At 30.7% G+C, this 24016-nt stretch carries 25 protein-coding genes and 1 riboswitch; of the genes, 19 read left to right on the forward strand and 6 right to left on the reverse strand.

Going from position 1 to position 24016, the window contains the following annotated elements; all coding sequences use genetic code 11:
* Nucleotides 1-307: 307 nt before the first annotated feature.
* The 5 genes from phoU to PKN74_RS03720 all read right to left on the reverse strand — a co-directional run bounded on the left by phoU (nucleotide 308) and on the right by PKN74_RS03720 (nucleotide 4435).
* On the reverse strand, nucleotides 308-994 hold the full coding sequence (gene phoU, locus PKN74_RS03700) for a phosphate signaling complex protein PhoU (protein WP_472308732.1): 687 nt from the start codon (nucleotides 992-994) through the stop codon (nucleotides 308-310).
* Nucleotides 995-1058: 64 nt separating this feature from the next.
* Nucleotides 1059-1838 carry a phosphate ABC transporter ATP-binding protein PstB gene (pstB, locus tag PKN74_RS03705; RefSeq protein WP_472308734.1) on the reverse strand — a complete coding sequence of 260 codons (780 nt, stop codon included), beginning with the start codon at nucleotides 1836-1838 and terminating at the stop codon, nucleotides 1059-1061.
* A complete protein-coding gene (gene pstA, locus PKN74_RS03710; RefSeq protein WP_472308736.1) occupies nucleotides 1831-2670 on the reverse strand; it encodes a phosphate ABC transporter permease PstA in 840 nt (279 codons plus the stop codon). The genes pstB and pstA overlap by 8 nt, the downstream gene beginning before the upstream one ends.
* Nucleotides 2667-3533 carry a PstC family ABC transporter permease gene (locus PKN74_RS03715; RefSeq protein ID WP_472308738.1) on the reverse strand — a complete coding sequence of 289 codons (867 nt, stop codon included), beginning with the start codon at nucleotides 3531-3533 and terminating at the stop codon, nucleotides 2667-2669. The genes pstA and PKN74_RS03715 overlap by 4 nt, the downstream gene beginning before the upstream one ends.
* A 77-nt stretch (nucleotides 3534-3610) precedes the next feature.
* Nucleotides 3611-4435, reverse strand: coding sequence for a phosphate ABC transporter substrate-binding protein PstS family protein (locus tag PKN74_RS03720; protein WP_472308740.1), 825 nt, complete (start codon nucleotides 4433-4435; stop codon nucleotides 3611-3613).
* A 303-nt stretch (nucleotides 4436-4738) separates the two neighbouring features.
* Here PKN74_RS03720 and PKN74_RS03725 point away from each other — a divergent pair, with 303 nt between their 5' ends.
* Genes PKN74_RS03725 through PKN74_RS03735 form a run of 3 tightly spaced genes read left to right on the forward strand, consistent with a single transcriptional unit; the run spans nucleotide 4739 to nucleotide 7544 of the window.
* Nucleotides 4739-6874, forward strand: coding sequence for a RelA/SpoT family protein (locus PKN74_RS03725; protein ID WP_472308742.1), 2136 nt, complete (start codon nucleotides 4739-4741; stop codon nucleotides 6872-6874).
* Between the two features lie 5 nt (nucleotides 6875-6879).
* Nucleotides 6880-7332: a D-aminoacyl-tRNA deacylase gene (gene dtd / locus PKN74_RS03730; protein WP_472308744.1), complete on the forward strand. Its 453-nt coding sequence runs from the start codon at nucleotides 6880-6882 to the stop codon at nucleotides 7330-7332.
* 14 nt (nucleotides 7333-7346) lie between these two features.
* Nucleotides 7347-7544, forward strand: a complete 198-nt coding sequence (locus PKN74_RS03735; RefSeq protein WP_472308746.1) for a hypothetical protein — start codon at nucleotides 7347-7349, stop codon at nucleotides 7542-7544.
* On the opposite strand, the gene PKN74_RS03740 is transcribed toward PKN74_RS03735, so the two are convergent.
* A complete protein-coding gene (locus PKN74_RS03740; protein WP_472308748.1) occupies nucleotides 7531-8619 on the reverse strand; it encodes an HD domain-containing protein in 1089 nt (362 codons plus the stop codon). The genes PKN74_RS03735 and PKN74_RS03740 overlap by 14 nt on opposite strands.
* Before the next feature lie 133 nt (nucleotides 8620-8752).
* Here PKN74_RS03740 and dxr point away from each other — a divergent pair, with 133 nt between their 5' ends.
* The 16 genes from dxr (at nucleotide 8753) to purS (ending at nucleotide 24013) form a co-directional block, all read left to right on the forward strand.
* Nucleotides 8753-9934, forward strand: coding sequence for a 1-deoxy-D-xylulose-5-phosphate reductoisomerase (gene dxr / locus PKN74_RS03745; RefSeq protein ID WP_472308750.1), 1182 nt, complete (start codon nucleotides 8753-8755; stop codon nucleotides 9932-9934).
* 422 nt (nucleotides 9935-10356) lie between these two features.
* The gene (locus PKN74_RS03750) at nucleotides 10357-11880 is read left to right on the forward strand and encodes a M50 family metallopeptidase (protein ID WP_472308752.1); all 1524 of its coding nucleotides are present in this window, start codon (nucleotides 10357-10359) and stop codon (nucleotides 11878-11880) included.
* Between the two features lie 14 nt (nucleotides 11881-11894).
* Nucleotides 11895-12935 carry a flavodoxin-dependent (E)-4-hydroxy-3-methylbut-2-enyl-diphosphate synthase gene (ispG, locus tag PKN74_RS03755; RefSeq protein WP_472308754.1) on the forward strand — a complete coding sequence of 347 codons (1041 nt, stop codon included), beginning with the start codon at nucleotides 11895-11897 and terminating at the stop codon, nucleotides 12933-12935.
* A gap of 24 nt (nucleotides 12936-12959) precedes the next feature.
* Entirely contained in the window at nucleotides 12960-13433 is a 474-nt protein-coding gene (locus PKN74_RS03760; RefSeq protein WP_472308756.1) for a YaaR family protein, read from the forward strand.
* A gap of 53 nt (nucleotides 13434-13486) precedes the next feature.
* A complete protein-coding gene (locus PKN74_RS03765; protein WP_472308828.1) occupies nucleotides 13487-14509 on the forward strand; it encodes a hypothetical protein in 1023 nt (340 codons plus the stop codon).
* 26 nt (nucleotides 14510-14535) lie between these two features.
* Complete coding sequence (locus tag PKN74_RS03770; RefSeq protein ID WP_472308758.1) at nucleotides 14536-15441, forward strand: PSP1 domain-containing protein; 906 nt, start codon at nucleotides 14536-14538, stop codon at nucleotides 15439-15441.
* A gap of 9 nt (nucleotides 15442-15450) precedes the next feature.
* The gene (locus PKN74_RS03775) at nucleotides 15451-15660 is read left to right on the forward strand and encodes a DUF2905 domain-containing protein (protein ID WP_472308760.1); all 210 of its coding nucleotides are present in this window, start codon (nucleotides 15451-15453) and stop codon (nucleotides 15658-15660) included.
* A 52-nt stretch (nucleotides 15661-15712) separates the two neighbouring features.
* Nucleotides 15713-17608, forward strand: a complete 1896-nt coding sequence (locus PKN74_RS03780) for a transketolase (RefSeq protein ID WP_472308762.1) — start codon at nucleotides 15713-15715, stop codon at nucleotides 17606-17608.
* A complete protein-coding gene (gene rnc, locus PKN74_RS03785; RefSeq protein ID WP_472308764.1) occupies nucleotides 17605-18399 on the forward strand; it encodes a ribonuclease III in 795 nt (264 codons plus the stop codon). The genes PKN74_RS03780 and rnc overlap by 4 nt, the downstream gene beginning before the upstream one ends.
* Nucleotides 18377-19210: a radical SAM protein gene (locus PKN74_RS03790; RefSeq protein ID WP_472308766.1), complete on the forward strand. Its 834-nt coding sequence runs from the start codon at nucleotides 18377-18379 to the stop codon at nucleotides 19208-19210. The genes rnc and PKN74_RS03790 overlap by 23 nt, the downstream gene beginning before the upstream one ends.
* A gap of 21 nt (nucleotides 19211-19231) precedes the next feature.
* Nucleotides 19232-20188: a radical SAM protein gene (locus tag PKN74_RS03795; RefSeq protein ID WP_472308768.1), complete on the forward strand. Its 957-nt coding sequence runs from the start codon at nucleotides 19232-19234 to the stop codon at nucleotides 20186-20188.
* Nucleotides 20189-20216: 28 nt separating this feature from the next.
* Nucleotides 20217-21854 carry a sigma-54 interaction domain-containing protein gene (locus tag PKN74_RS03800; protein ID WP_472308770.1) on the forward strand — a complete coding sequence of 546 codons (1638 nt, stop codon included), beginning with the start codon at nucleotides 20217-20219 and terminating at the stop codon, nucleotides 21852-21854.
* 30 nt (nucleotides 21855-21884) lie between these two features.
* Nucleotides 21885-22340, forward strand: a complete 456-nt coding sequence (gene fliJ, locus PKN74_RS03805; RefSeq protein WP_472308772.1) for a flagellar export protein FliJ — start codon at nucleotides 21885-21887, stop codon at nucleotides 22338-22340.
* A 77-nt stretch (nucleotides 22341-22417) separates the two neighbouring features.
* A riboswitch (purine riboswitch) is annotated at nucleotides 22418-22519 on the forward strand.
* Between the two features lie 95 nt (nucleotides 22520-22614).
* Nucleotides 22615-23028, forward strand: a complete 414-nt coding sequence (locus PKN74_RS03810) for a 5-(carboxyamino)imidazole ribonucleotide mutase (RefSeq protein WP_472308774.1) — start codon at nucleotides 22615-22617, stop codon at nucleotides 23026-23028.
* A complete protein-coding gene (gene purC, locus PKN74_RS03815; protein ID WP_472308776.1) occupies nucleotides 23028-23744 on the forward strand; it encodes a phosphoribosylaminoimidazolesuccinocarboxamide synthase in 717 nt (238 codons plus the stop codon). The genes PKN74_RS03810 and purC overlap by 1 nt, the downstream gene beginning before the upstream one ends.
* Nucleotides 23741-24013, forward strand: coding sequence for a phosphoribosylformylglycinamidine synthase subunit PurS (gene purS, locus PKN74_RS03820; RefSeq protein ID WP_472308778.1), 273 nt, complete (start codon nucleotides 23741-23743; stop codon nucleotides 24011-24013). The genes purC and purS overlap by 4 nt, the downstream gene beginning before the upstream one ends.
* The last annotated feature ends 3 nt before the right edge of the window (nucleotides 24014-24016 follow it).

The following is a 24016-nucleotide window of genomic DNA, read 5'->3' on the forward strand; positions in this document are numbered from 1 at the left end:
AAAATCTTAATTTTTTAATTTATTTAACAAACAAAAATTAAACTATTAGGTTTTTATAAGATCATTAATACTTGAACGATAATTTTGTTTATCATAAACAAAATCTATAAATAATTACTAAATTATGTTTTTGATTTTAAGACAATTTGTTTAAGCTTTCAATTACTGAAAAAATAAAATATTTACAATGCTAAAAAGATTTAGGTTAATAATAAGTGAAAGAATAAAGATATAAATAGAATAACAATGGTTTCATGTTTACAAGTTTGATTATAAAAATAAGAAAGTAAGAAAATAGGCGTTAATGTTATTTTTTATTTTCTTGTTCTTCTCTAACTATGTAAAGTATTTCTCTTCCTATTTCTATATAAACGAGTTCTTCACATAAATTGGTGGCATGGTCAGCGATTCTTTCAATATCTCTTGCTAACAGGATGTAAGGAACTACTAGTTCTTGACTAAAATCTGGGTCAGATAGTCTGTTTATAGCTCTTTTTCTAACTTCAATTTCTAATGCATCAACTATGTCGTCTCTCTTCCATATCTCGATTGCAGAGTCTACGTCACGCTCTTCAAACGCTTTATAAGCTCCTTTTATCATGTCAACAGCTACATTCAACATTTGTTTTAATTCTTTTGTTTCTAAGATTTCATTTATATCGTAATTTTCGTATTGCTGGGTTTTTTCAGCAATATTACAAGATAAATCCCCAATTCTCTCTAGATCATTAGCTAATTTAATCATAGTGATAGCATACCTTAAATCTTTTCCCATAGGTCTAAATCTCGCCAGAATTTGATAAACAGATTCTTCAATTTGACGATTTAGTTCGTCTATTTCTTCATCTGATGCTATGATTTTTTGAGCCAATACTAAATCTTTGTTTTTTAATGAAGAAATTGAATCTTCAAGCATCTTCAAAACTTCAGATAAAAGTTTGGACAATGTACCTTTCAATTGAGTTAGTTCAATTTCAAACCTCGTAAGATCCATTAAATTCACCTTCTTATATTTTATTTTTTTTATTTAAGCTCAATTTTGTTGAATAAACTTCAAATTAACTTATTTTGCCATTTAAATAGTCTTCTGTAAGTTGTTTTTTAGGACTTCTTACCATAATTCTTGTTGGGCCCCATTCAATTAATTCCCCCTGATACATAAAATACATGTAGTCAGAGATTCTTGTAGCTTGGGCTAAGTTATGTGTTACTATTATTATCGTATACTCTTCTGATAAATGTTCAATTAAATTTTCTATTTTTTGGGTAGCTATAGGATCTAAAGCTGAGGTAGGTTCGTCTAACAACAAAATTTCGGGATCTACAGCTAGAGCTCTTGCTATACAAAGTCTTTGTTGTTGTCCTCCAGATAGTTCTCTTGCAGGTTTATCTAATTCATCTTTTACTTCGTCCCAAAGAGCTGCTCTTTTTAATGCTAGCTTTACAATTTCATCTCTTTTTCTTTTATCCTTGATACCATGGATTTTCAATCCGAATGCTACATTATCATATATGGACATAGGAAAAGGCACTGGTTTTTGAAATACCATCCCAATTTTTTTCCTCAAAAGTGTTAAATCAACGTCTTTATCGTAAATATTTTTTCCCTCAAAAATAATTTCTCCTGAAGTTTTGTAATCTGAAATTTCGTCGTTAATTCTGTTAATACTTCTAAGTAACGTGGTTTTCCCGCAACCAGAGGGACCAATTATTGCACTTATTTTATTTTTATATATATCCATATTAATGTTTTTTAATATTTGTTTTTGTCCATACCATCCATCGAAGTCTCTTATGTTCAATATTGTTTGTTCTCTTATAGCAGTTAGGTTAAACATTTTTTTCCTCCTTTCTCAATTGGAATGCAATCAGATATATTACTAAGACAAGTATTAATAAAAAAGAAGATGTGGCTTTTGCCATCCATTGTGCATCGGCTCCATATGACATTGTAATAAAATAAATATGAGTTGGTAAAGTCATAACTGGGTCTAACAGAGATTTTGGTAATTTTGTAGAGTAAAAAACTGCACCAGTTAATAAAACTGGAGCTGTTTCACCAATAACTCTGCCGGCGCCAATTAATATTGCAGTTATTATTCTATTTTTTCCAGCAGGTATCAATATTTTAAAAATAGTTTCAGTTTTTTTTGCTCCAAGGGCGTAAGCAGACTCTCTTAGTTCCCTTGGGAGAGCGGCTAAAGCTTCTCTTACTGAAGAAGCAATTACTGGAAGGGTCATAATTGTTAGAGTCAAGCTTCCACTTAATATGGATGTTCCAAATCCCAAAGTGATGGAAAATAATGCTAAGCCAAACAGTCCGTAAACTATAGAAGGAACTCCTGAAAGAGAAGTCACTGAAATATCTATGATCTTACCAATAAAAGATTTTGAACCATATTCAGATAAAAAGACACCTGTCAATAAACCTAAAGGAATGGAAAAAAGTAATATTAATGAAATCATTATTAAACTGCCTAATATGGCTGGACCTATTCCACCTTGGGTCATTGCTTTTTTAGGATATTCAATAAAAAATGACGGTTTAAAATATCGCACGCCGTCGGCGATTACTATAAAAATTATTAAGACGACGACAAGAAAAGTCATATAACTTATTATTCTAAAAATTAAGGAGACAATAAAATCAACGTTTATTTTTTTCTTCATTCTGCTTTACCCCCTATTACCGTTTTTGATATTAAAGTAAGAATAAAAGAAATTGTTAATAAAATTAAACCCGCAGTAAAAAGAGCCGAATAGTGCAAACTTCCAACTGAAACTTCGCCCATTTCGCTAGCGATAGCAGCTGTTAAAGGTCTAACAGGGTCGAATAGTGATTTTGGTATGATAGCAGCTCCACCAGATACCATCAAAACTACGATTGTTTCACCTATTACCCTATTTACAGTTAAAATAACTGAGTTTAGAATACCAGATGACGCAGCTTTAGTAACAATTTTGAATCCTGCCGTAAATTTACTTGCACCTAGCGCAAGAGCGCTTTCTTTTAGACTTTGATCCACTGAAGAGAGAGATTCTTCCATCAAAGATGCAGCATATGGTAACGATAATATTGTTAAACCTATTGAGGCAGTCAAAAGATTTCCAGGAGACCAAGCTCCTAATTTCATTATAATAGGAGAGACATATATAAACAGAAAAGTCCCCATTATTACTGAGGGAATTCCAGACAACAAATCGATTGTTGATTTTATAACTCTTCTTTCGATTGAATTTGCATAGTTATATAAGAAAAAAGATATAATATATCCTAAAGGTAATACAAATAAAGAAGATAACCCTGTCAATATTAATGATCCAACGATCATAGCAAGCATTCCAAATTCTGGTGGATCATAAGTTGGATACCAATAAATACTTGTAAATATCTCTTTACCTACTTGAGTTAATGCAGGGATAGATTCTTTAATGATAAAAATAAATAAGCTTATTACTGTAACTATTCCAACAAAAGCAAACAAAAAAATTATGGTTTTGTTAACTCTATCTTTAACATCTCTCCAATTCATATTTAACACTCCTTGGTCTGAGATTTATCGTATTTTTATTTTGATACCCACATGATTTTAATATTTGATTAACAAAATTAATATCCATACGCAGCGATATATCCTGCTTCCTCTAAAAGATCTTGTCCTTTTTCTGAAAGAGCAAATGTGATGTATTCTTTTATAGGACCAGTGTCAGGATACCCATTAGTAGCGTCTAAAAACATAAATAACGGTCTTGAAATAGGATAGGTACCATTTAAAATGTTTATTTTATTTGGAATTACCCCATTCACAGAAAGGATTTTTACATCGTTGGTTACATAGCCAACACCGATGTAACCAATTGCATATTTGCTAATAGCTATGGCTTGTAACTCTGCACTTGTTGATTCGAGCATTAAAACATTAGGGGTCATTCTTTGACCTTTTAAAACTTTTTCGACAAATGTTTCATAGGTTCCCGACGCACTATTTCTAGAGTATGCTACGATTCTTTGATTAGGCAAATTTGGATTAATTTGATTCCATCTAGTAATTTTTCCTGTATATATTCCTACAAGTTGTTCTGTCGAAATATCATCAATCTTTAATTCAGGGCTTACAATAATTGCTAATCCGTCATAGCCTATCACAATTGGGATAAAGTACTTTTCTTCATCATGCATTCGTTTTATTTCTGATTCTTTTAGCCATCGACTTGAATTTGCTATATCTGTTGTACCATTAAATAGAGCAGTAATTCCAGTTGAAGATCCTGCCCCCTCTAGAGTAATACGTAATTGAGGATTAATTTTATTTAATTCTTCTACCCATAGTTGAACAATTGGAAAAATGGTGTTTGAGCCTTTTATAACTAAAGTTTGAGAAAAACTAAATACAAAACAAGTGGTAAGCAAAAAAAAAGTGCTAATTTTTTTCATAGTTCCGACCTCCTATAACAGAGTTTGTTTAATTATCCTTAAATAGTTATTTATTGGATATTAATGGCTAAATTTATCTAGAAGCGAAAGAAAAATTGGGTTAGTTAAAAACAATAGTTAGTAATTAAATATCCTATGTATTATTTAATCATAAAATTATAAAATAGTAAATAAGAAAATTTTTAATGTCTAAAAAGATAATTATTCGTAGATAATTATTCTTAGAAGTTTAGAAATTTAAAGGTTATGGTATAATTGAAGTGAAAACTAAGAACGATTTTTTTCGATAAAGAGGTGTCTTTGATGTTAGTTGAACCGAAGACATACGAAAAAGAAGTAGAACGATTTTTGAATCGAAAACTTTCTAAAAAAGAACGTGACAAACTAAAGGATGCTTATGAATTTGCTGAAAAAGCACATGAGGGTCAAAAACGTGACTCTGGCGATGATTTTTTTGAGCATCCTAAAGCCGTTGGTTTAATTTTAGCAGAATTAAAGCTGGACATAGATACAATAGTTGCCGGTCTTCTACACGATGTTGTAGAAGATTGTGGAGTTAGTATTGATGAAATAAAAGAAAAATTCGGTGCTGATGTCGCAAGAATTGTTTCTGGAGTTACTAAAATTAGTAACTTAAAACTTAATGAAAAACTAAATGAGAGCGATACTAAGTCTTTAGAAAAAATAGAAACAATTCGAAAAATGTTATTTGCAATGTCTGAAGATATTAGAGTAATAATAGTAAAACTCGCTGACCGACTCCACAATATGAGAACCTTGGAATATGTTGATAGGAATAAGCAAGTTACTAAAGCTGAAGAGACTCTTAAAATTTATGCTCCTATTGCCCATAGACTTGGAATGTTCAAAATAAAAGAGGAACTAGAAGACTTAGCATTTATGTATCTGTATCCTGATAAATATTTCTCCTTGAAGAGTAAAGTTGAAGAAAAACTTAAGTTCAGTGAAGAGAGACTCAATGAATACGCTGAAATTATAAAAAAAGAATTAAACAAACATAAGATTAAAGCGGTCGTAGAAGGTAGGACAAAACATCTTTATAGTATTTGGCAAAAGATGATACGAAAAGGTAAATCACTTGATGAAATTTACGATTATATTGCTTTAAGAATAATCACAGAAGATACGAGCAGTTGTTATGCTGCTCTAGGGATAATACATTCGATTTGGTCTCCTATTCCTGGCAGAATAAAAGATTATATAGCTACACCAAAATTCAACGGTTACAAGTCATTACATACTACAATAATCACTCATAGAGGCGAACCTTTAGAAATACAAATTAGAGATTGGGAGATGCATGAGGAAGCTGAATATGGTTTAGCTGCCCATTGGATTTACAAAGAAGGAGTTAGTCCTGAAAAGTTAAAATTTTTGAAAAATCTGATGGAATTGCACAAAGATATTGCACAAAATGCTTTTGAAATGAAAGACATAGAAACGGACTTACTTTTTCAAGAAATATTTGTTTTTACTCCAAAAGGTGAAATCATTCATTTACCCAAGGATTCTACTCCAATAGACTTTGCCTATGCGGTCCATACGGAAATTGGGAACCATTTTGCTGGTGCTAAAGTTAATGGTAAGTTAGTACCAATATCTTATAAACTGCAAACTGGAGATATAGTTGAAATATTAATAAATCGCAATTTTCAAGGTCCCAGTATAGATTGGCTTAAATATGCAAATTCTCCACGGACGAAGTCTAAAATAAAGAAATTTTATCGACAGAAAAACGAACAGGAATTGATAGAAAGAGGAAAAGATAAATTTAGAGAGATTTCGAAGAAAGTAAATATATCTATGGATGAAATGATAGAAACACTTAATAACATTGGTTTTTATATAAAATACAATATAAAGAGTGATGAAGAATTATTCATTAAGCTCGCGTTAGAAGAAGTAAGTTCTGTTACCATTAAAAATCTATTTACTCCTAGTAAAACAGAAGATAAAAGCAAGAAGGCCGAGAAAAAAGTTGCGAAAAGTAGTAGTATATCAATTATTATAGACGGAGAAGATGGAGTTGAATGTTATTTTGCAAAATGTTGTATGCCGGTTCCTGGAGACCAGATTGTCGGTGTAATTAGTAGGAGAGGAATAGGTATTCATCGAACTGATTGTAAAAACATTGAAGAGTTGACTGATTCCAAAAAGATTTCCGTACAATGGAATGAATTTGGGAAAAGTAATTTTTCTGCTATGTTAAAAATAGAAGTGGAAAACAAGGAAATAATCAATAATATCAGAAATATTATAAACAACGAAGGAGCTCATATTGAAAAATTTGAGGTGCATAAAGACGGGAATTTTTTTACTCTGAAAATATATTTATTAGTTCATAATTTAAAACACCTTGAATTAGTCTGTAGCAAATTACAAAATGCAAACGGTATATATTCAATAAGGAGGGTGTAATTTATTTGCGAGCAGTTGTTCAAAGAGTTAGAGAATCTTCTGTCATTGTTAATGATGAGGTAGTAGCAAATATTGGTAAGGGGCTTTTGGTTTTTTTGGGGATAGGTAAAGAAGATGACGAAAATGATATTCAGTGGATGAGTGATAAGATTGTTAATCTTAGGATTTTTGAGGATAATCGTGGAAAGATGAATAAATCACTTCTTGAAGAAAGTGGAGAGTTATTAGTAGTCTCTCAATTTACATTGTATGGTGATTGTAGAAAAGGGCGAAGACCTTCTTTTAGTGAATCAGCTAGTCCTGAGGTTGCTGAAGTTATGTATGATAATTTTCTTTCTTATTTGGAAATGAATTATCCTATAAACGTAGAAAGCGGGATCTTTCAAGCCGAGATGATAGTTAATATCGTCAACGATGGTCCAGTAACTCTGCTTTTAGATTCAAAAAAACTTTTTTAGGGGAGGTTATTTTAATGAAAGAAAAGGAAGTAACTGTTTTTGTATATAATGAAGATCCTTTTGAAGCACATATTTCAGTTGAAGGTACTGAATGCGGTGTTAATGAAAAAAATGTTCGAAAAATCTTTTTTGGATATGAGAAACCTAAAAAAGGTGTAGTTGTCAAATTTAAGCTTCCAAACGGAGAAAAAAAATATGTCAAAGGTGGATAGAAGAGTTTTCTTCTATTTCTTTTATGATTTCTGAGACATCGAGTGGAGAAATATCTTCTATTTCTTGTTTTAGCCGACTAAATGATTCAATGAAATATGTGTTTTGATTTCCGGTACTTATTTCCAAATAGCATTCTATGAGTGCGGCAAGTAAGTCTGCTGTTCTTACGAATTTGCCGTAGTTATTTTGAAAAGGATAAAAGATATATTTTTCAAATTTCGAGGTTATATCTCTTAGAATTATGTTACTTTTATACCACTCTTGGACAAATTCTCTTTCTATTTCACTTATTATTTCTTCTAAACCTTCTACCTTTCTTTTGGTAGGACTAATTACATCACCCGTAAATGCTTCTGGAAGATCATGAAGGATAGCACAAGCCATGATTTCATATATTTCATGTTTATCTAAATCAACCGATAAAGCTAAAATATATGCGATTAGAAAAACTAGAAATGAATGAGAGGAAACAGAACTTTTAATATTTCTGTGATTTTTGTTCCACCTAATCATGGTTACTAATCTGCATGATATTTTTAACAGTTCATCTGCCATTTCTTCTATTATTTTTTTATCTTTTACTATTATTTTTGAGATTCTTTCTTCATTTTTAATTCTTGGTTCTTCATAGTATTCAGGAAAAACCCTTTCATTAATTAATGCTTCTTTTCTGGAAGCAAATAAATTAATTAATCGAATTTTATTTTGTGTTTCTTGATCAAAGTTATATTTTATTAGTAATTTGTGACTTAGATTTTTATCTAAAGTGTTTTCTAATTCTTTATAAGTTTGCGTTATAGTTTTTTCCCAAATGTCCTTTCCTTTTTCTTCTATTTTATTCTTAGTTTCTAAAGATATATCAGAAAGAATTATTTTCGGAATAGCTTCGTAGATCTTATTATGAAGAATTTCAACGACCTTTGTTTTTTCTTCATCAGAAAAAATGAATAATGTAAGGAGTAAAGTATTATATATATTGTCCGCTTCTGTAAACCTAATGATAGCTGGAGTATTATTCCAACGAAATACGGTAAATAAATTTGCACTTTCTATTAGAAAACTACCGCAACCCATTATTCACACCTCATAATTATTTAAAGAGTTTACATTTTAATTGTATCACAGATTTATAATAAATTTTCTATTTCTGGTATAATTCAAATAGCATTTTATCAATATAAACGATGAAAAAGAAAGGAGTTTACACTTGAAAACTTTATTTATTGCTGGTGTTTCTGGTTCTATTGGTAAACAAACCTTAGATGTGCTGAATTCTCAGTGGTTCAAAGAAAATTTTAGACTAATTGGTGGTAGCGTATATTCTAACTGGAATGATCTTGAAAATCTAATAGATACCTATCATCTACAAGCTGTTGGGATTGTTGACGATCTATACGATTTACCTGAAAGCTATAAAGAATGCAGAATTTTTAAAGGGCTAGATGCTGTTGAAAATGCCATTAAATATTGTGAGGCAGACATTTCTTTGATCGCTACTTCCGGATTTTCTGGAGTAAAACATACCCTTAGCTCAATAGATGTTTCAGATAGGATTTGTTTGGCTAACAAGGAATCTATTGTATGTGGAGGTAATTTTGTTTTAAATTACGCTAAAAAATTGGGAAAAATTATCATACCGATTGATAGCGAACATAGCGCAATTTTCCAATTACTGTTGGGAGAAGTTACGAGACCAGAGAAAATTATTTTAACTGCAAGTGGTGGATCAGTAAGAGATCTACCGCTTGAAAAACTAGAAAGTGTTACCCCTAGCGTTGTTTTAAAACATCCTGTTTGGGAAATGGGTCAAAGAATAACAGTTGATTCAGCTACAATGGTTAATAAAGGATTAGAAGTTTTTGAGGCTTATTATTTATTTGGCATAGAGAATATTGAGGTATTGATTAATAGGGATAGTCATGTCCATTCAATAGTTCAGTTTTGCGACGGAGTTTTTAAAATGCATTTTGGTATACCTAATATGAAGGTTCCTATCGCTTTTTCTCTCTCTTATCCTGAAAGAAGATATGATTTTAATAAACCTTCTCTTGCTGATATGAAAATTGAATTTGAAAAGGTTGATTACAATAGATATCCTTCTCTGAAATTGGCCTTCGATATTTTAGGTAATCCTATCTTGCAAAATGCGTTTAATGCAGCTGATGAAGTGGCTGTGGAAAATTTCTTGAGAGGAGAAATAAAATTTACAGATATCTACGAGGTTATATATAAAACTGTAAATGAAGTTGAAAAAATGTTTTCTCCCTCAATTTCTTTAGAGTTTAGATCTTTGGATGAGATTATAAAAGTGGATAAACATAGTAGAAAGGTAGCAAAAAAAGTTATTTCAGAAATTAATAAAAACAATAAAATGGATCAGTACAAATAAATAATTATATAATACTTGAACGATATTTTTTTATCATAACAAAAATCCCACACCCAATAATCTATCATTTAAATATTTTGGTTTATATTTTATTTTTATTAAGTCTTCTTACTAAATATTTCTCATTTTTAAATTTACAATATTGTGAACTTTAATTTTTATTCATTTGATTATTAATTGAGTGAATTTCTAGTTTCAAAACCTAACTAAACAAGTTTATTGGATGTTAGCAAATAGAAATTTTCACTGTTTTTGTTAATTTAGGTGACTACACATATAACTGATAAATTACTTAGAAGAAATGTATTTATGATATAATTTTACACAAAGCGGGTGAAAAAACATCTTTTAATTATATTATTTGTTCAATTGAAATAATGACTATATTTTGAAGACCAAATAACTTTTTTTGGAGGCTAAATATGTCTATTTTGATATCTATAATATGGTTTTTAATAGTAATATCTGTAGTGGTCGTTGTTCATGAATTAGGTCATTTTCTTTTCGCAAAAATTTTTAATACTAAAGTTGAGGAGTTTGCAATAGGCTTTGGCCCCGCAATTTTTAAAATTTCTGGTAAGGAAACACTTTTTCGTTTTAACTGTATACCATTGGGCGGTTATGTAAAATTAGGCGGAGAAGAAATTTTTGATGAAGAATCTAAACAAGATGATCCTACCTTGTTTTACAATAAAAAGCCCTGGCAGAAACTATTAATAACAGCTGCGGGTCCTATTTTTTCGTTCCTACTGGGATATTTTATTTTTATAGGAATAGCTGGTTTATATGGATTTCCTCAAGTTGTGATTGGTGATGTGAGTCAAGGAAGCCCAGCTGAAGATGCTGGCTTAATGCCTGGAGATATTATTAGAAAAGTTAATGGAAAATATATTTTTAATCAAGGGATTTTAGGAATGGAAATTTCTGAAGGAAACCCTCTTGAAATGACATTGATAAGGAATGACGAAGAAATAGTTACTAATGTAGTTCCTACACTTGTGGGAGATCGAGCTGTGTTTATGTTAAATTATATTAAAAATCTGGATCAATTGAACTTATATGGTGAAGAAATATTCTCTATTAACGGCGAAGAAGATATTTTTTCCGTTATGAAGCAGATGGATGTGGGCGACCCAATAGAAGTACAATTAAAAAATGGCGTAGTCTTTAAAGGAAATTTGATATATTATTCATACACTCCTCCCACATACATCATTGGTATAACCTATTCATATTTTTCTAATGAAATTAATCAGGATTTAAATTATTTCAAAAAGGGAGATAAAATTGTCAGCATAAACGATGTATACATTGAGAAATCCGTCGATTTGGAAAAGATGATTACAAGGATACAGTTAAACCTCGATGAAGTAATTTTTAGCGTGACTGAAAATATAATAGATAACGAATACAAACCAATATTTAGTGACATTTTATTTATTGGAATTGAGAGAGAAACAGGTTTTACAGAGATACAGATTTCTAAGGGTGATTTTTTGAATGATATTTCAAAACCTGGCGCTTTGGTTCCGTCATATCCTAATTGGAAACCTAAAGGGTTTGACTTTCTCTCAGTTCCTATTCACTGGGCTAATTACCTTATTACACTTACTTTTCAATCTTTGGGCCAATTATTTACTGGAAAATTGGGGAGTGAAGATGTTGTAGGAATTGTTGGTTTGTCAGTAATTATTGGCGAAGCTGCCAAGTTTGGGCTAGAAGCTATTTTAGAGTTGATGGCGTTAATAACAATAGGTTTGGGAGCTTTTAATCTGATTCCTATTCCTGGCTTGGATGGGGGTAGAATAGTATTTTCAATCTATGAACTGATTGCTAGAAAGCCAGTCAGTCCAAAAGTTGAAGCCATAGTAAATACAATAGGATTCTTGTTTTTAATTTTCTTAGTAATTTTTGTAACCTACAATGACATTATGAGATTTTTCTAAAAAGGTGTGGAAAAATGTTTTCAGAAAAAGTGGTTAATGTTGGGAATGTGAACATAGGTGGAAATTATCCTATAGTAATTCAAAGTATGACCAATACTGATACTACAAATGTTGAAGATACATTACGCCAAATAAATGAATTAGCAAATGTTGGGGCAAAAATAGTTAGAGTAGCAGTAAGAGATATGGGAGATATTCCTTTTTTTTCTAATATAGTTACGCATTCAATCGTTCCAATTGTTGCAGATATACATTTTGACTATAGATTAGCCATAGAAGCAATAAAAGCTGGAGCCGCTAAAATTAGAATAAACCCTGGCAATATTGGATCCGATGAAAAGGTTAGGAAAATTGTTGAGGTTGCGAAAGAATATAAGGTACCGATTAGGGTAGGTGCTAACTCGGGATCTATTGGTAAAGAATTTAGACATTTGTCAAGACACCAAGCTTTAGCTGAGAGTGCTTTAAAAGAAGTAAGACTATTAGAAAGAGAGGGGTTCTATGATATTGTAATATCAATGAAATCAGTCGATCCGAAAGACAATTTTTTGGCAAACAAATATGTTTCAGAAATAGTACCCTACCCTTTTCATATAGGCATTACAGAAGCTGGAATCTATGAGGATGCTGCGGTTTTGTCTTCTGTAGGTATTGGATCTTTACTTATCAACAATATTGGAGATACGATTAGAATTTCTATAAGCGGGAATCCTATTAAAGAAGTAGAACTTGCTAAGCAACTTTTAGTATTACTTGGATTTGAAAACGGAATCAGAGTGGTTGCCTGTCCTACATGTGCACGAGCAGAAATTGATGTAGAAAAATTGGCTTATGAGGTAAAATCATGGGTTAAAGGGAAAAAAGTGAACAGAAACATAACCATTTCTGTTATGGGCTGCATTGTTAACGGTCCTGGTGAGGCTAAATACTCTGATATAGCAGTTGTTGGTACTAAAAATTCCTCAGCAGCTATTTTTTTGAAAGGGGATTTGTACGGTACTTTTAAAAATGATGAGTTAAAAGAAGCTTTATTAAGTTTATTAGATATTATTTGATTTTATTAAAATAGGAGTTTTAGTATGGAAATAAATCCTTTAAATAACAGAAAAAAAACAGAAAAAGAAGTTAAACGTAAAAAAGGAAAATCATCAAAAAAGCAAAATATAGAATCTTCTGAAAAGAATCAGGTAAATGGATTCTTTGATGTTCTTGTAAATACCGAAAATCAGGTTTCTGAAAAAGAATTAAAGTTGTTGATTGATGATGTTCTTAATAAAGGAAATAAGTTTGTTAAATCTCCAACTTTTTCTAATCTAAGAGAATATAAAGATTCGATAAGAAACTTTTTAAAAAGGTTAGAAAAATCATGGTATATAATAAAAAGTGAAGTTGATTTTCAAAATTCTATCCCTAAATTACATATGGTAGCTGAGGTAGTTGATGAAAAATTAAAAGAGCTAACTGATATTCTTTTAAAAAAAGAGAAAAGTACTCTTATCTATGCTTCAACAATTGAAGAAATTAATGGTTTAATATTGGATCTTTATAAATGAACTAAGAAATAGATCTTATAAAAATATCTTGGAAGGTGTAGCTGTTGTCAAAAATGTACTTCAATGAAACACTTAATAAAATTTTAAAGGTAAAAGATAATCTCAAAGGTTCATCAATTTGTTTTGTTTCAGAAAATAATTTTGTTTCTCGGATTTTTTTAAAATATTTAATAGATAATATTCCAAATTTAAACAAGCTTGATGTCTTATGCATTAAACCTGAGGGAGGAAACATAAAAATAGATAAAATAAGAGAAATAGAAGATTTTATTTTATATCAACCTAATTTTTCGGAAGAAAGAATCATTATAATTGAAGAAATTGACAAGTTAACTCAAGAAGCAGCTAATGCAGCTTTAAAAATAATTGAGGAACCACCTAACTTTTCTATTATATTTTCTACCACATCTAAGTGGAACTATCTGTTACCTACTATTAAAAGCAGATTTATTAGGTTTGATATACCTTTTACAAATCAAGTAGTTGAAGAGGTTCAAAATAAATATGAAGAGCTTTTTTTTGCTCTTGATTTTTTTAAATACAGAGATTTTGATGTGCTTTTTTATCTTATTAGCGAAGAGAATAATGTGGAAGAAACTAAAAACAAAATTTCTAGAATTTTGAGTTTTGATGAAAATAATTTGTTTGAAATAATAGAAATAATGAAATTACCAATAACAAATTCTGAAAACAAAATAATGATCACTTTTGCTTATTTTAAAGTTTGGGAAATTATTAACCAGTTATCTGAAAAAGATTTTTTTGTTTTCTTGAAGAATATTTCGAAGATAAAAAATGACATTGAAATTTTGTCTTTTTTGAAATATATTAGTTATTTAGGATCAGTATTATTAAGAGACCTACTAGTTTCTCAAGTTTCATCAAAGTGGAAATTTTTTTGGAATAAGTCTCTTGTTTATCTTTTTGGTTTTAATAAGTATGAACTGTCTATTAATGAAACAACTAATACTCTTGAATATTTAAATAATATAATGAGTGCAAAAGTATCTAATTTTAATTTCGAAATGGAAATTTTCAGCCATTTTTTGAAAATTAAAAGGTGTTTTAAAAGTTAAAAATATTAATAATAGGAGTGACCTGAATGATAGATCTAGAAGCTCAAGTTTATGGGGTTGAGGTAGAAAAATTAGGCGATATTTATTATTGTACTTCTTTAGATTTAGAAAAAATAGATGTGATGGATTATGTGCTTGTTCAAACAGAAAATGGCATAGAAGTTGGCAGGGTAGTATTAGGCGCAAGAATGATGAAATTTGAAGATTTGGGCTATGAACCTAAAGCCATACTTCGAAAATTAACTGATGAAGATAAAGAAATATGGCACCAAAACATAGAAAAGGCTAAAGAAGTTACTGAATATGCTTCTCAAGTAGCTAAAGAGCTAGAGCTCAAGATGAGAATACTTGAGTCACGTTTTACTTTTGATGGATCAAAATTAATTATTTTTTTTGGGGCAGATATTAGAATAGATTTTAGAGAGCTCGTTAAAATATTAGCAAAAAAATATAAAGTAAGAATAGAATTAAAGCAAGTTGGAATAAGGGATGAAGTTAAAAAAATAGGGTCTTTAGGCCTTTGTGGTCAAGTAGCATGCTGTTGCAGATTTCTCAGAGATTTCTCTTCTATTAAAATGGAGCTTGCCAAAACTCAGCAAATGATGATAAATACGGCAAAGATTTCTGGTAGATGCGGTAAACTAATTTGCTGTTTAAAATACGAAAATGATTTTTATCAGGAAGTATTGAAGAATGTTCCAAACGAGAATTCTATCATTGAGTATGATGGCGTACCTGCAAAAGTCGTAACTGTTAATGTTTTTCTTAAAGAAGTAACTTTACAAGTGATCGAAGAAAATCAACCTATTTTAATAAAGGTACCCTTTTCTTATTTCAATAATTTTCCAGTAAAAAAGGTGGGAAAGGAAAGCGAAAGCAGATATGAAGAATATGATGAGGATTTTATTTTTGATGATGATTTAGAGTCATAGGTGAAAATAATGAAGCAAATTGGTCTTTTTTTTATAGTTATTGGTATCTTATTTATCATAATTGGTGTTTTGTTGGCTTCAAAAATAAGACTTGGAAGGTTACCTGGAGATATTATTATCAAGAAAGATAATTTTATTATTTATATTCCAATCACGACTATGCTTATAATAAGTGGTATTATAACGTTTATCTCTTTTATAATTAAAAAATTCTTTTAGAACTTTTTAACTGTTGACGATTCATTCTAATCAAAAAGGAGGGATTTCTTAGATGAAAAAAAGTTTAGCAGAATTGAAGGAGTTAGCCAGAGTCGCAAGAGGAGATATATTAAAAATGACAACTGTGGCCGACTCAGGTCATCCAGGGGGTTCAATGTCTTCAATTGATATGTACCTTTCTGTATTGAATCGAGCAAATCTTTTTCCTGAGAATCCATTTGATCCAAATAGGGATAGAATTATTGTAAGTCACGGACATACTTCTCCAGGCTATTATGTTGCATTGGCAAGAATGGGTTTTTTAAATATTGATGAAGTTATATCAGGCTTTAGACATGTTGGTACTATATATGAGGGACATGTTACTCGTGGTATACCTGGTGTAGAATGGTCTACTGGTAATTTGGGTCAAGGATTATCAGCTGGTGTGGGTATGGCTTTGGCTGCTAAATTATCTAACAAAGATTACAGAGTTTACGTTTTTTCTAGTGATGGAGAAAGTGCAAAGGGACAGATCGCAGAAGCAAGGAGAACAGCCAGAAAAGAAAACCTTAATAATCTTATAGTCTTACTTGATTATAATGACATTCAAATATCTGGTAGGGCAAGAGATATTTTATATGTTGATATTGCAGCCGAATATCGAGCGGCAGGTTGGAATGTTTTAGAAATAGATGGCCATGATTTTAAACAAATTAACAATGCATTAGAAGTTGCAGAAAATCAAAAAATTGGACCAACTGTTATAGTGGCTAAGACCATTATTGGTAAAGGTGTATCTTTTATGGAAAACACCCCTACCTATCACGGTAAAGCCTTAACTTTAGAAGAATTAGATAAAGCTTTAAAAGAATTAGAATTGGAAAATGACATTCAAAAATATATTGAAAAAAGGAAACAACTTCCTTTGAAAAGAGAAGAAATTAAATATTCTAATATAGAATTAGATGTTGAAATTGGAAAAGCTAAGATTTACAAAAAAGGCGAGAAAGTTGCTAACAGAAATGCGTTTGGGAACGCAATTGCTGATATAGCAGTTTTAAATAAAGATAAATTTCCTGTTGTTGCAGTAGATTGTGATTTGAAGCCTTCTGTTAAATTAGAAAAATTTGAAAAGGTAAATCCTGAAGGCTATATTCAAATTGGAATAGAGGAACACAACGCTGCAACTATTGCCGGCGCTTTATCTATAAGTGGTGTGTTAACTTTTTTTGCGGATTTCGGCGTTTTCGGATTGGATGAAGTGTTCAACCAGCAAAGATTAAACGATATTAACAAGACAAATTTAAAAACTGTAGTTACTCACTGTGGAACGGATGTTGGTGAAGACGGTAAAACACATCATGAAGTCAATTACATAGGTGTTGTACGCAACTTCTACAATACAAAACTAATAGTTCCTTGTGATGCTAACCAGACAGACAAAGTTGTGAGATATGCCGCAAAAACACCAGGCAATATAGTTATAGCAGCAGGAAGATCTAATCTACCTATTTTGTTAGACGAGGATGGAGAAATTTTTTATGGAGAAAATTATGAATTTAAATATGGTGAAGTTGATCTTCTAAGAAGAGGAGAAGACTTAACGATTTTTACTTATGGTAGTTTTACTCACATAGCAGTTGAGGCTTCAGAGGTATTAAGAGAAGAAGGGATTAAAATTTCAATTATAGCTGTTCCTACTCCTCTATTTTTTGATATTACTAAATTTAGAGAGTATGTTGAAGGAAAAATTGTATTGACTTTGGAAGATCATAACGTAGAAAGTGGCCTAGCTAATGAATTATCAAAATCTATTGTAAAAAATTCCATATACCCTAAATACTTTGAGCCGTTGGGTTTAAAGGATTACGCTCCCTCTGGAACCAATAAAGATATACAAAGATTATATGGATTTGATATCGATTCTTTAATCAAAAAAATAAAAGGTCTTATTATTAAAAAATGAGTTATCAAGAAGAAAAATTTTTTCAATTATTGCCTCAAGAAGAAAAAATTATTTTGAAGGCCTTAGATTCTTTAAATTTGCCTAAATGCGTAAGCAAAGAACTTTTGTATGTTTCTCTAGTTCATAAATCTTACGCATATGAAAATGATGATCAAAAGAGAAAATTAATTTCCAATGAAAGGCTGGAATTTCTCGGAGATGCAGTATTGGAGCTTGTCATTTCTGAATTTTTGTATATTAATTATGATTTGTCTGAGGGTGAAATGTCCAAGGCTAGAGCGGTAATTGGTAGTGAAACAATCTTAGCCAAAGTAGCACAAGATATTGGTCTAAGCAATTTTTTATTTCTTGGAAAAGGGGAAGAATTGCAAGGCGGTAGAAAGAAAAGTTCTATACTATCCAACGCGTTAGAGGCATTATTCGCTGCTATCTATTTAAGTTGTGGATATGAAGAGGCAAGAGATTACATCATAAAAAATATGAAAGAATATATAGAGGATGCAGTTGAAGGGAACCTTTTCTTAGATTATAAAACAAAATTACAGGAAATTACCCAAGACTATGCAAAAAAACTACCAGAATATACCTTATTGAGTGTTTCAGGGCCACCACATTCAAGGAAATATAAAGTGGCTGTTAAGTTAGATGATGAAGTCCTTGGAGTTGGGGAAGGTTTTTCAAAAAAGTTTGCAGAACAACTAGCAGCTAAGACTGCATGTGAAAAGATCATTGAAAAAAGTAAAGAGAAAAAGGGAAGGAACCTCAAAAATGAACAGATCAAAAAAGATTGAATTTGTAAAACTTGAAAAAACTTCATCGATATCTTTAACAGGCTCTTACTGCTCATTCAACTGTAATCATTGTAATGGACATTACCTTAAAAACATGTCAAAAATAAAAGATATGAATGATTTAATAAAGCAAGGGATAAATTCGTTTTTAATAAGCGGCGGATTGATGAAAGACGGTAAGATCCCCATTGGATTATTTGAAAATAAATTATATAATTTAAAAAAAACTTACGGTCTTAAATATAATTTTCATACTGGATATATGGATTATGAAGATATTCCATATTTAAAAGAATTAGCGGATGTAGTTTCTTATGATTTGATTGGAGATAAAGAGACAATGGTCAATGTTTATGGACATGATTTTTTTGATAAAAGTTGGGATATTTTCTTTGAACTCTTGGAAAATGGAATCAATGTAAAACCCCACATAACTATTGGTTTAAACAATGGTCAAATCACTCACGAATTTAAGGCGGTAGAAAAGTTAACAGTAATTAGTGAAAATATAAAAAATTTGAGTGATATAATATTTTTAGTGTTTATTCCTACAAATGGGACCAAATTTGCTAATGAAAATCCACCGGATGTAGAAAAGGTCAAATCATTTATGACGAAAGTAAGAGAAAGATGTCCAGATAAAGTTTTGATTCTAGGATGCATGCAACCAAAAGGTGTTTATAGGGCAAAATTGCAAGAGAGTTTATTAGGGATTGTTGATAAAATTGTACAACCAATAAATAATACAATCAAAAAGGCTATAGACATGAATTATGAAATTGAATATTCGTATGAATGTTGTGCATTCTAGAAAAAGGAGTGTTGTAGTATAGTGAATTTTGTTCCTTCATATGTAAAGCAATATGAAACAGGTGAACTTAATAAAAAGAAAGAGAAATTAATGAGAAAACTAGAAAATTGTGATCTATGTCCTCGCGAATGTAGAATTAACAGAAATAAGTATATTGGTAGTTGTAGGGTAGGAAATAAAATTAAAGTATCTGAATTTGTTTTGTATCCTGGTGAAGAACCTGTTTTGCAAGGAGAAAAGGGTGCAGGAGCAGTTTTTTTTAGTAACTGTACGATGAGATGTGTGTATTGTCAAAATTTTCAATTCAGTCAATTAGGAAGAGGTAAGGAGATCTCTTCAAAAGAGTTAGGAGAAATTTTTCTAATTTTGCAATTTGAAAAAGGAGCCTCTAATTTAGATTTGGTTACAGCAACACCCTACCTTCCATTTATTTTTGACGCATTAATATATGCAATCGAAAGAGGTTTCAGTCTTCCCATTATTTGGAATACATCTTCATATGAAAAAGTCGAAACATTAGAAATTTTGGAAGGTATAATTGATATTTATTTACCTGATATAAGATATACAAGTAATATCGTAGGTAAAAAATATTCGGGAGTAAAGGATTATTGGTCTAATGCACAGTTGGCAGTAAAAGAAATGTATCGTCAAATAGGAGATACTTTCATTCTAGACGATGAAACGTATGAATTAAAAAGAGGTATAATAATTAGACTCTTGGTTCTTCCAAATTATTTAAACCAAGTTAAAGAGGCTCTTAAGTTTATTAAATATGAAATTTCTGAGAATGTTCATATTAGTCTAATGGACCAATACGTTCCTGTTTATAAAGCTAAGCAATATGAGAAAATTTCTCGTTATTTACATAAATCCGAATATGAGGAAGTTATATCTTACATGGAATCTCTTGGTTTTAAAAACGGATGGATACAAACTCATTTGTTAGCTTCAGAAGGCGTAGAATTAAAAAGGTGATGTATTTTATCTATTGAGGTGATCTTTTATGACAGAAGTTGAATTGATGAAGTCTGTTTTAGACCAGTTACAGGAAGGCATTATGATCATAGATGAAAGAGAGAATATAATTTATGTTAATGATGCTGCCTGTAGAATATTTGAAGTTGAGAAAGAAAAAATTTTGGGACAAAGTGTCGTTGAAACAGTCCCTAATACTAGGCTGCATATAGTTTTGCGAACAGGTGAACCAGAATATGATAAATTACAAAATTTAGGGAATAAGGTTATATTAACCTCCAGAATGCCTATAAAGAATAGTAAAAATGAAACTATTGCGGTGGCAGCGGTTTTTAGGGACATAACTACCATACAAAAGTTGGCTGAAGAGATCACTAATCTAAGAGAAATTGAGGCGTTGTTAACCTCTATTATAGATTCTACTTCAGATGCAATTTCTGTTGCTGATCAAGAAGGAAGAGTCACAATGGTTAACAGAGCATATACAAAAATTACCGGGCTAACTCCTAGAGAAGTTATTGGTAAGCCTGCGACGGTAGATCTAGCAGAAGGGGAAAGTTTACATATTTTGTGCGCAAAAGAGAAAAAACCAATTTTCAATGTTCGAAGAAGACTAGCCACTAATAAAAAAGAGGTAGTGGCAAGTGTTACACCAATATTTGTTAAAAATGAATTCAAGGGTAGTGTAGCTGTTATACACGACATTTCTGAAATACAAAGATTAATCAATGAATTAGAAGCAACAAAAAGAATGCTGAAGAAGCAAAGTGCAAGATATACCTTCAACGATATTGTTGCTAACTCTGAGGCTATGAAAAACGTAATAACTCAAGCCACAAAAGTTGGTTCTTTGGACGTTGATATTCTTTTAGCTGGTGAGTTTGGGGTAGGTAAAGAAGTTTTAGCTCAAGCAATACATAATGCAAGCCAAAGAAAAGCAGGGCCTTATCTTCGAATAAATTTATCTTTATTATCTAAAGAAAGGCAGTATGAGTATCTCTTTGGAGAAAATAGTTATCTTATACAGGGAGAAAAAGGGACAGTTTTTTTGGAAAACATTCATGCTTTAGATTTAGAGATCCAGGATAAACTTTTCAAATTTTTAATAGATAGAACTATAGAAAACGATTCAATCATTTTTAATCCTAGTGTCAGATTAATTTTTGCAACTACGGAAGATCTTAGGATGTTAGTGGGTTTGGGCAAATTTTCTAAAGAGCTTCTTTATAAAATTTCAGTAGTAACTATAGAAGTTCCTGCACTTAGGGAAAGAAAAGATGATATACCAGAGCTTGCAAAACAATTATTGCATGGTTTAAATCAAAAGTATGGAAGAATAGTATATGGTTTTACTGATGATGCTTTAGAAAAATTAATTAATTATTCGTGGCCTGGCAATATAAGAGAGTTAGAAAATGTTTTAGATAGAGCTATGCTCTCGTTAGGTGAGAATGATGTTGTCATTACTTCAGCGCATATCCCAGATTTGCTTGAAACAAATGAAAATATAAAAGGTACTCTAAAAGAAATGACAGAAGAATTTGAAAAAAAGATTATTTTAGAGCTTTTGGAAGTTTGTCACGGAAACAAAACTGAGGTTGCAAGAAGATTAGGTTTGACAGTGAGAAATTTATACTACAAACTTGACAGGTATGGCATAAAGTGAGTTAATAATAGAGGTTGGGGGAATTGAGATATGGGGTTCAAATATAGATTAGATAGGGTGCAAAACTTAAAAGAAAAATTCGAAGATTCTGCAAGAATTGAATTAGGAAAAAAAGTGGAGGAAAGAAGAAAAGTTGAAGAAGATATTATAGTATTAAATAAAAAGATAGATAGTTTTTCAAATGAGTTTAGAAATGAAATAAAAGAAGCCGTTTCTGTGACAAAATTGACTAATATGATAGAATATAAAAAACACCTTAATGAGCAATTAAATAAACTTTTCGTTGAATTAGAGAAAAAAGTAAAAGAAGAAGAAACTGCATTAGAAAATTATTTACAAGCCAAAAGAGAAAAAGATATCTTACAAAAACTTAAAGATAAAAGGTTAGAGGATTATAAGATGGAAGAAAAAAGGCAAGAAATTAAAGATTTAGACGAAATAGCGAGAATCAATCACATAATTAAAAAGACAAATAAGAAATATTAATTATGAAATTTAATATTTTCAATGTGTTAACAATAACTATCTTTTTCCCTGTTAAAATATCTTCATAACACAGTTAAATAAGTTTTTGTACCTCTTTCTGTATAATGCTGATAATAGGGTTCAGCAGTCTCTACCAAACAGCCGTAAACTGTTTGGCTACAGTAAGAGGGGTAAATTGATTAAAAATCCTACCTCTCTTCTGTTATTTACATTATATAAAAAGGTAGGATTTTTTATTTTTATCAAAAAGCAAAAAACTGAAAGGAGATTTTAAATGAAAAAAGTACTAATAATTTCTGGAAGTAAATCCGATGAAGTTTTTGTAAAACAAGCTATTGGACTTTTCGAGGAGTGGAAAATTGACTATGAGTATATTGTACTTAGTGCCCATAGAAATCTCAAGGAACTTATGAATTTTGTTGAGAATCTACAGAAGGATGAATACTATGCAATAATTGCTGTTGCAGGACTTTCTGCTGCCTTACCAGGTATAGTTGCTTCGTTAACAGATCTTCCTGTCATTGGCGTTCCGATAGACGTTGGCCCATTAAATGGAGTAGATGCTCTGTTATCAATGGTTCAAATGCCGAGTGGAGTACCCGTTGCTACAATGGGTATTGGAAACACTGGCGTAAGGAATGCTGCTTATTTTGTTAAAAGACTGATTGAAATGGATGGTGAAAAATAATGGAAAATGAGTATGAATTTGAACTATTGTATGAAGGTAAAGCTAAAAAGGTTTATAAATACAATGACTACGAACTTCTAATCGAATTTAAAGATGATGTAACCGCCTTTAATGGTGTGAAAAAAAATAATATTGTCAATAAAGGGAAAATTAATAAAAAAATTTCTTCACATTTTTTTGAGTTATTAAACCAAGAAGGTATGAATACCCACTACATTAGAGATTACGATGATAAAGCGTTCATTGCAAAATGGACAAATTTGATTCCTTTGGAAGTTATAGTAAGGAACTATGCAGCAGGTAGTTTTTGTAAAAGGTACGGTGTACCAAAAGGATATAAATTTGATTTTCCATTGGTGGAATTTTCTCTTAAAAACGATGAGTTAAAAGATCCAATGATTACAAAAGAAGCGATTTTACTTTTAAAAATAACTTCTAAGGAAATACTGGAAGATATAATCTCTATTTCTAAAAAGGTTAATAAAATTCTTTCTGATTACTTAGAGAAGGTAGGAATTATATTGGTCGATTACAAATTGGAATTTGGTTTATCTAAAGAGAATAATCAACTACTATTAATTGATGAAATTTCTCCAGACACTTGTAGATTTTGGGATGCCAAGACGATGGAATCTTTTGATAAAGATGTTTATAGAGAAGATAAAGGAGATTTAATTACAGCATACACAGAGATCTTAGGGAGGCTAAAAATATGAAAAAAGATACCGTCAATAAAAAATTTGTTTTTGAAATAAAACTAAAACTAAAAGAAGGAATACTGGATCCCCAAGGAAACGTTACATATGACATACTTAAAAAGCTAAATTATCCAGTTGAACAAGTGAATTTCGATAAAAGTATAAGATTAACTATTAACGAGAGCAATCTTCAAAGAGCTAATGAAATTGCTGAAGAAATAGCTTCTAATGTATTAGTCAATCCAGTGCTAGAATATTATCAAATCTTCCAAATACAAGAGGAGTGATTT

The sequence above is a fragment of the Defluviitoga sp. genome, from assembly GCF_035349255.1.
Taxonomy (GTDB): domain Bacteria; phylum Thermotogota; class Thermotogae; order Petrotogales; family Petrotogaceae; genus Defluviitoga.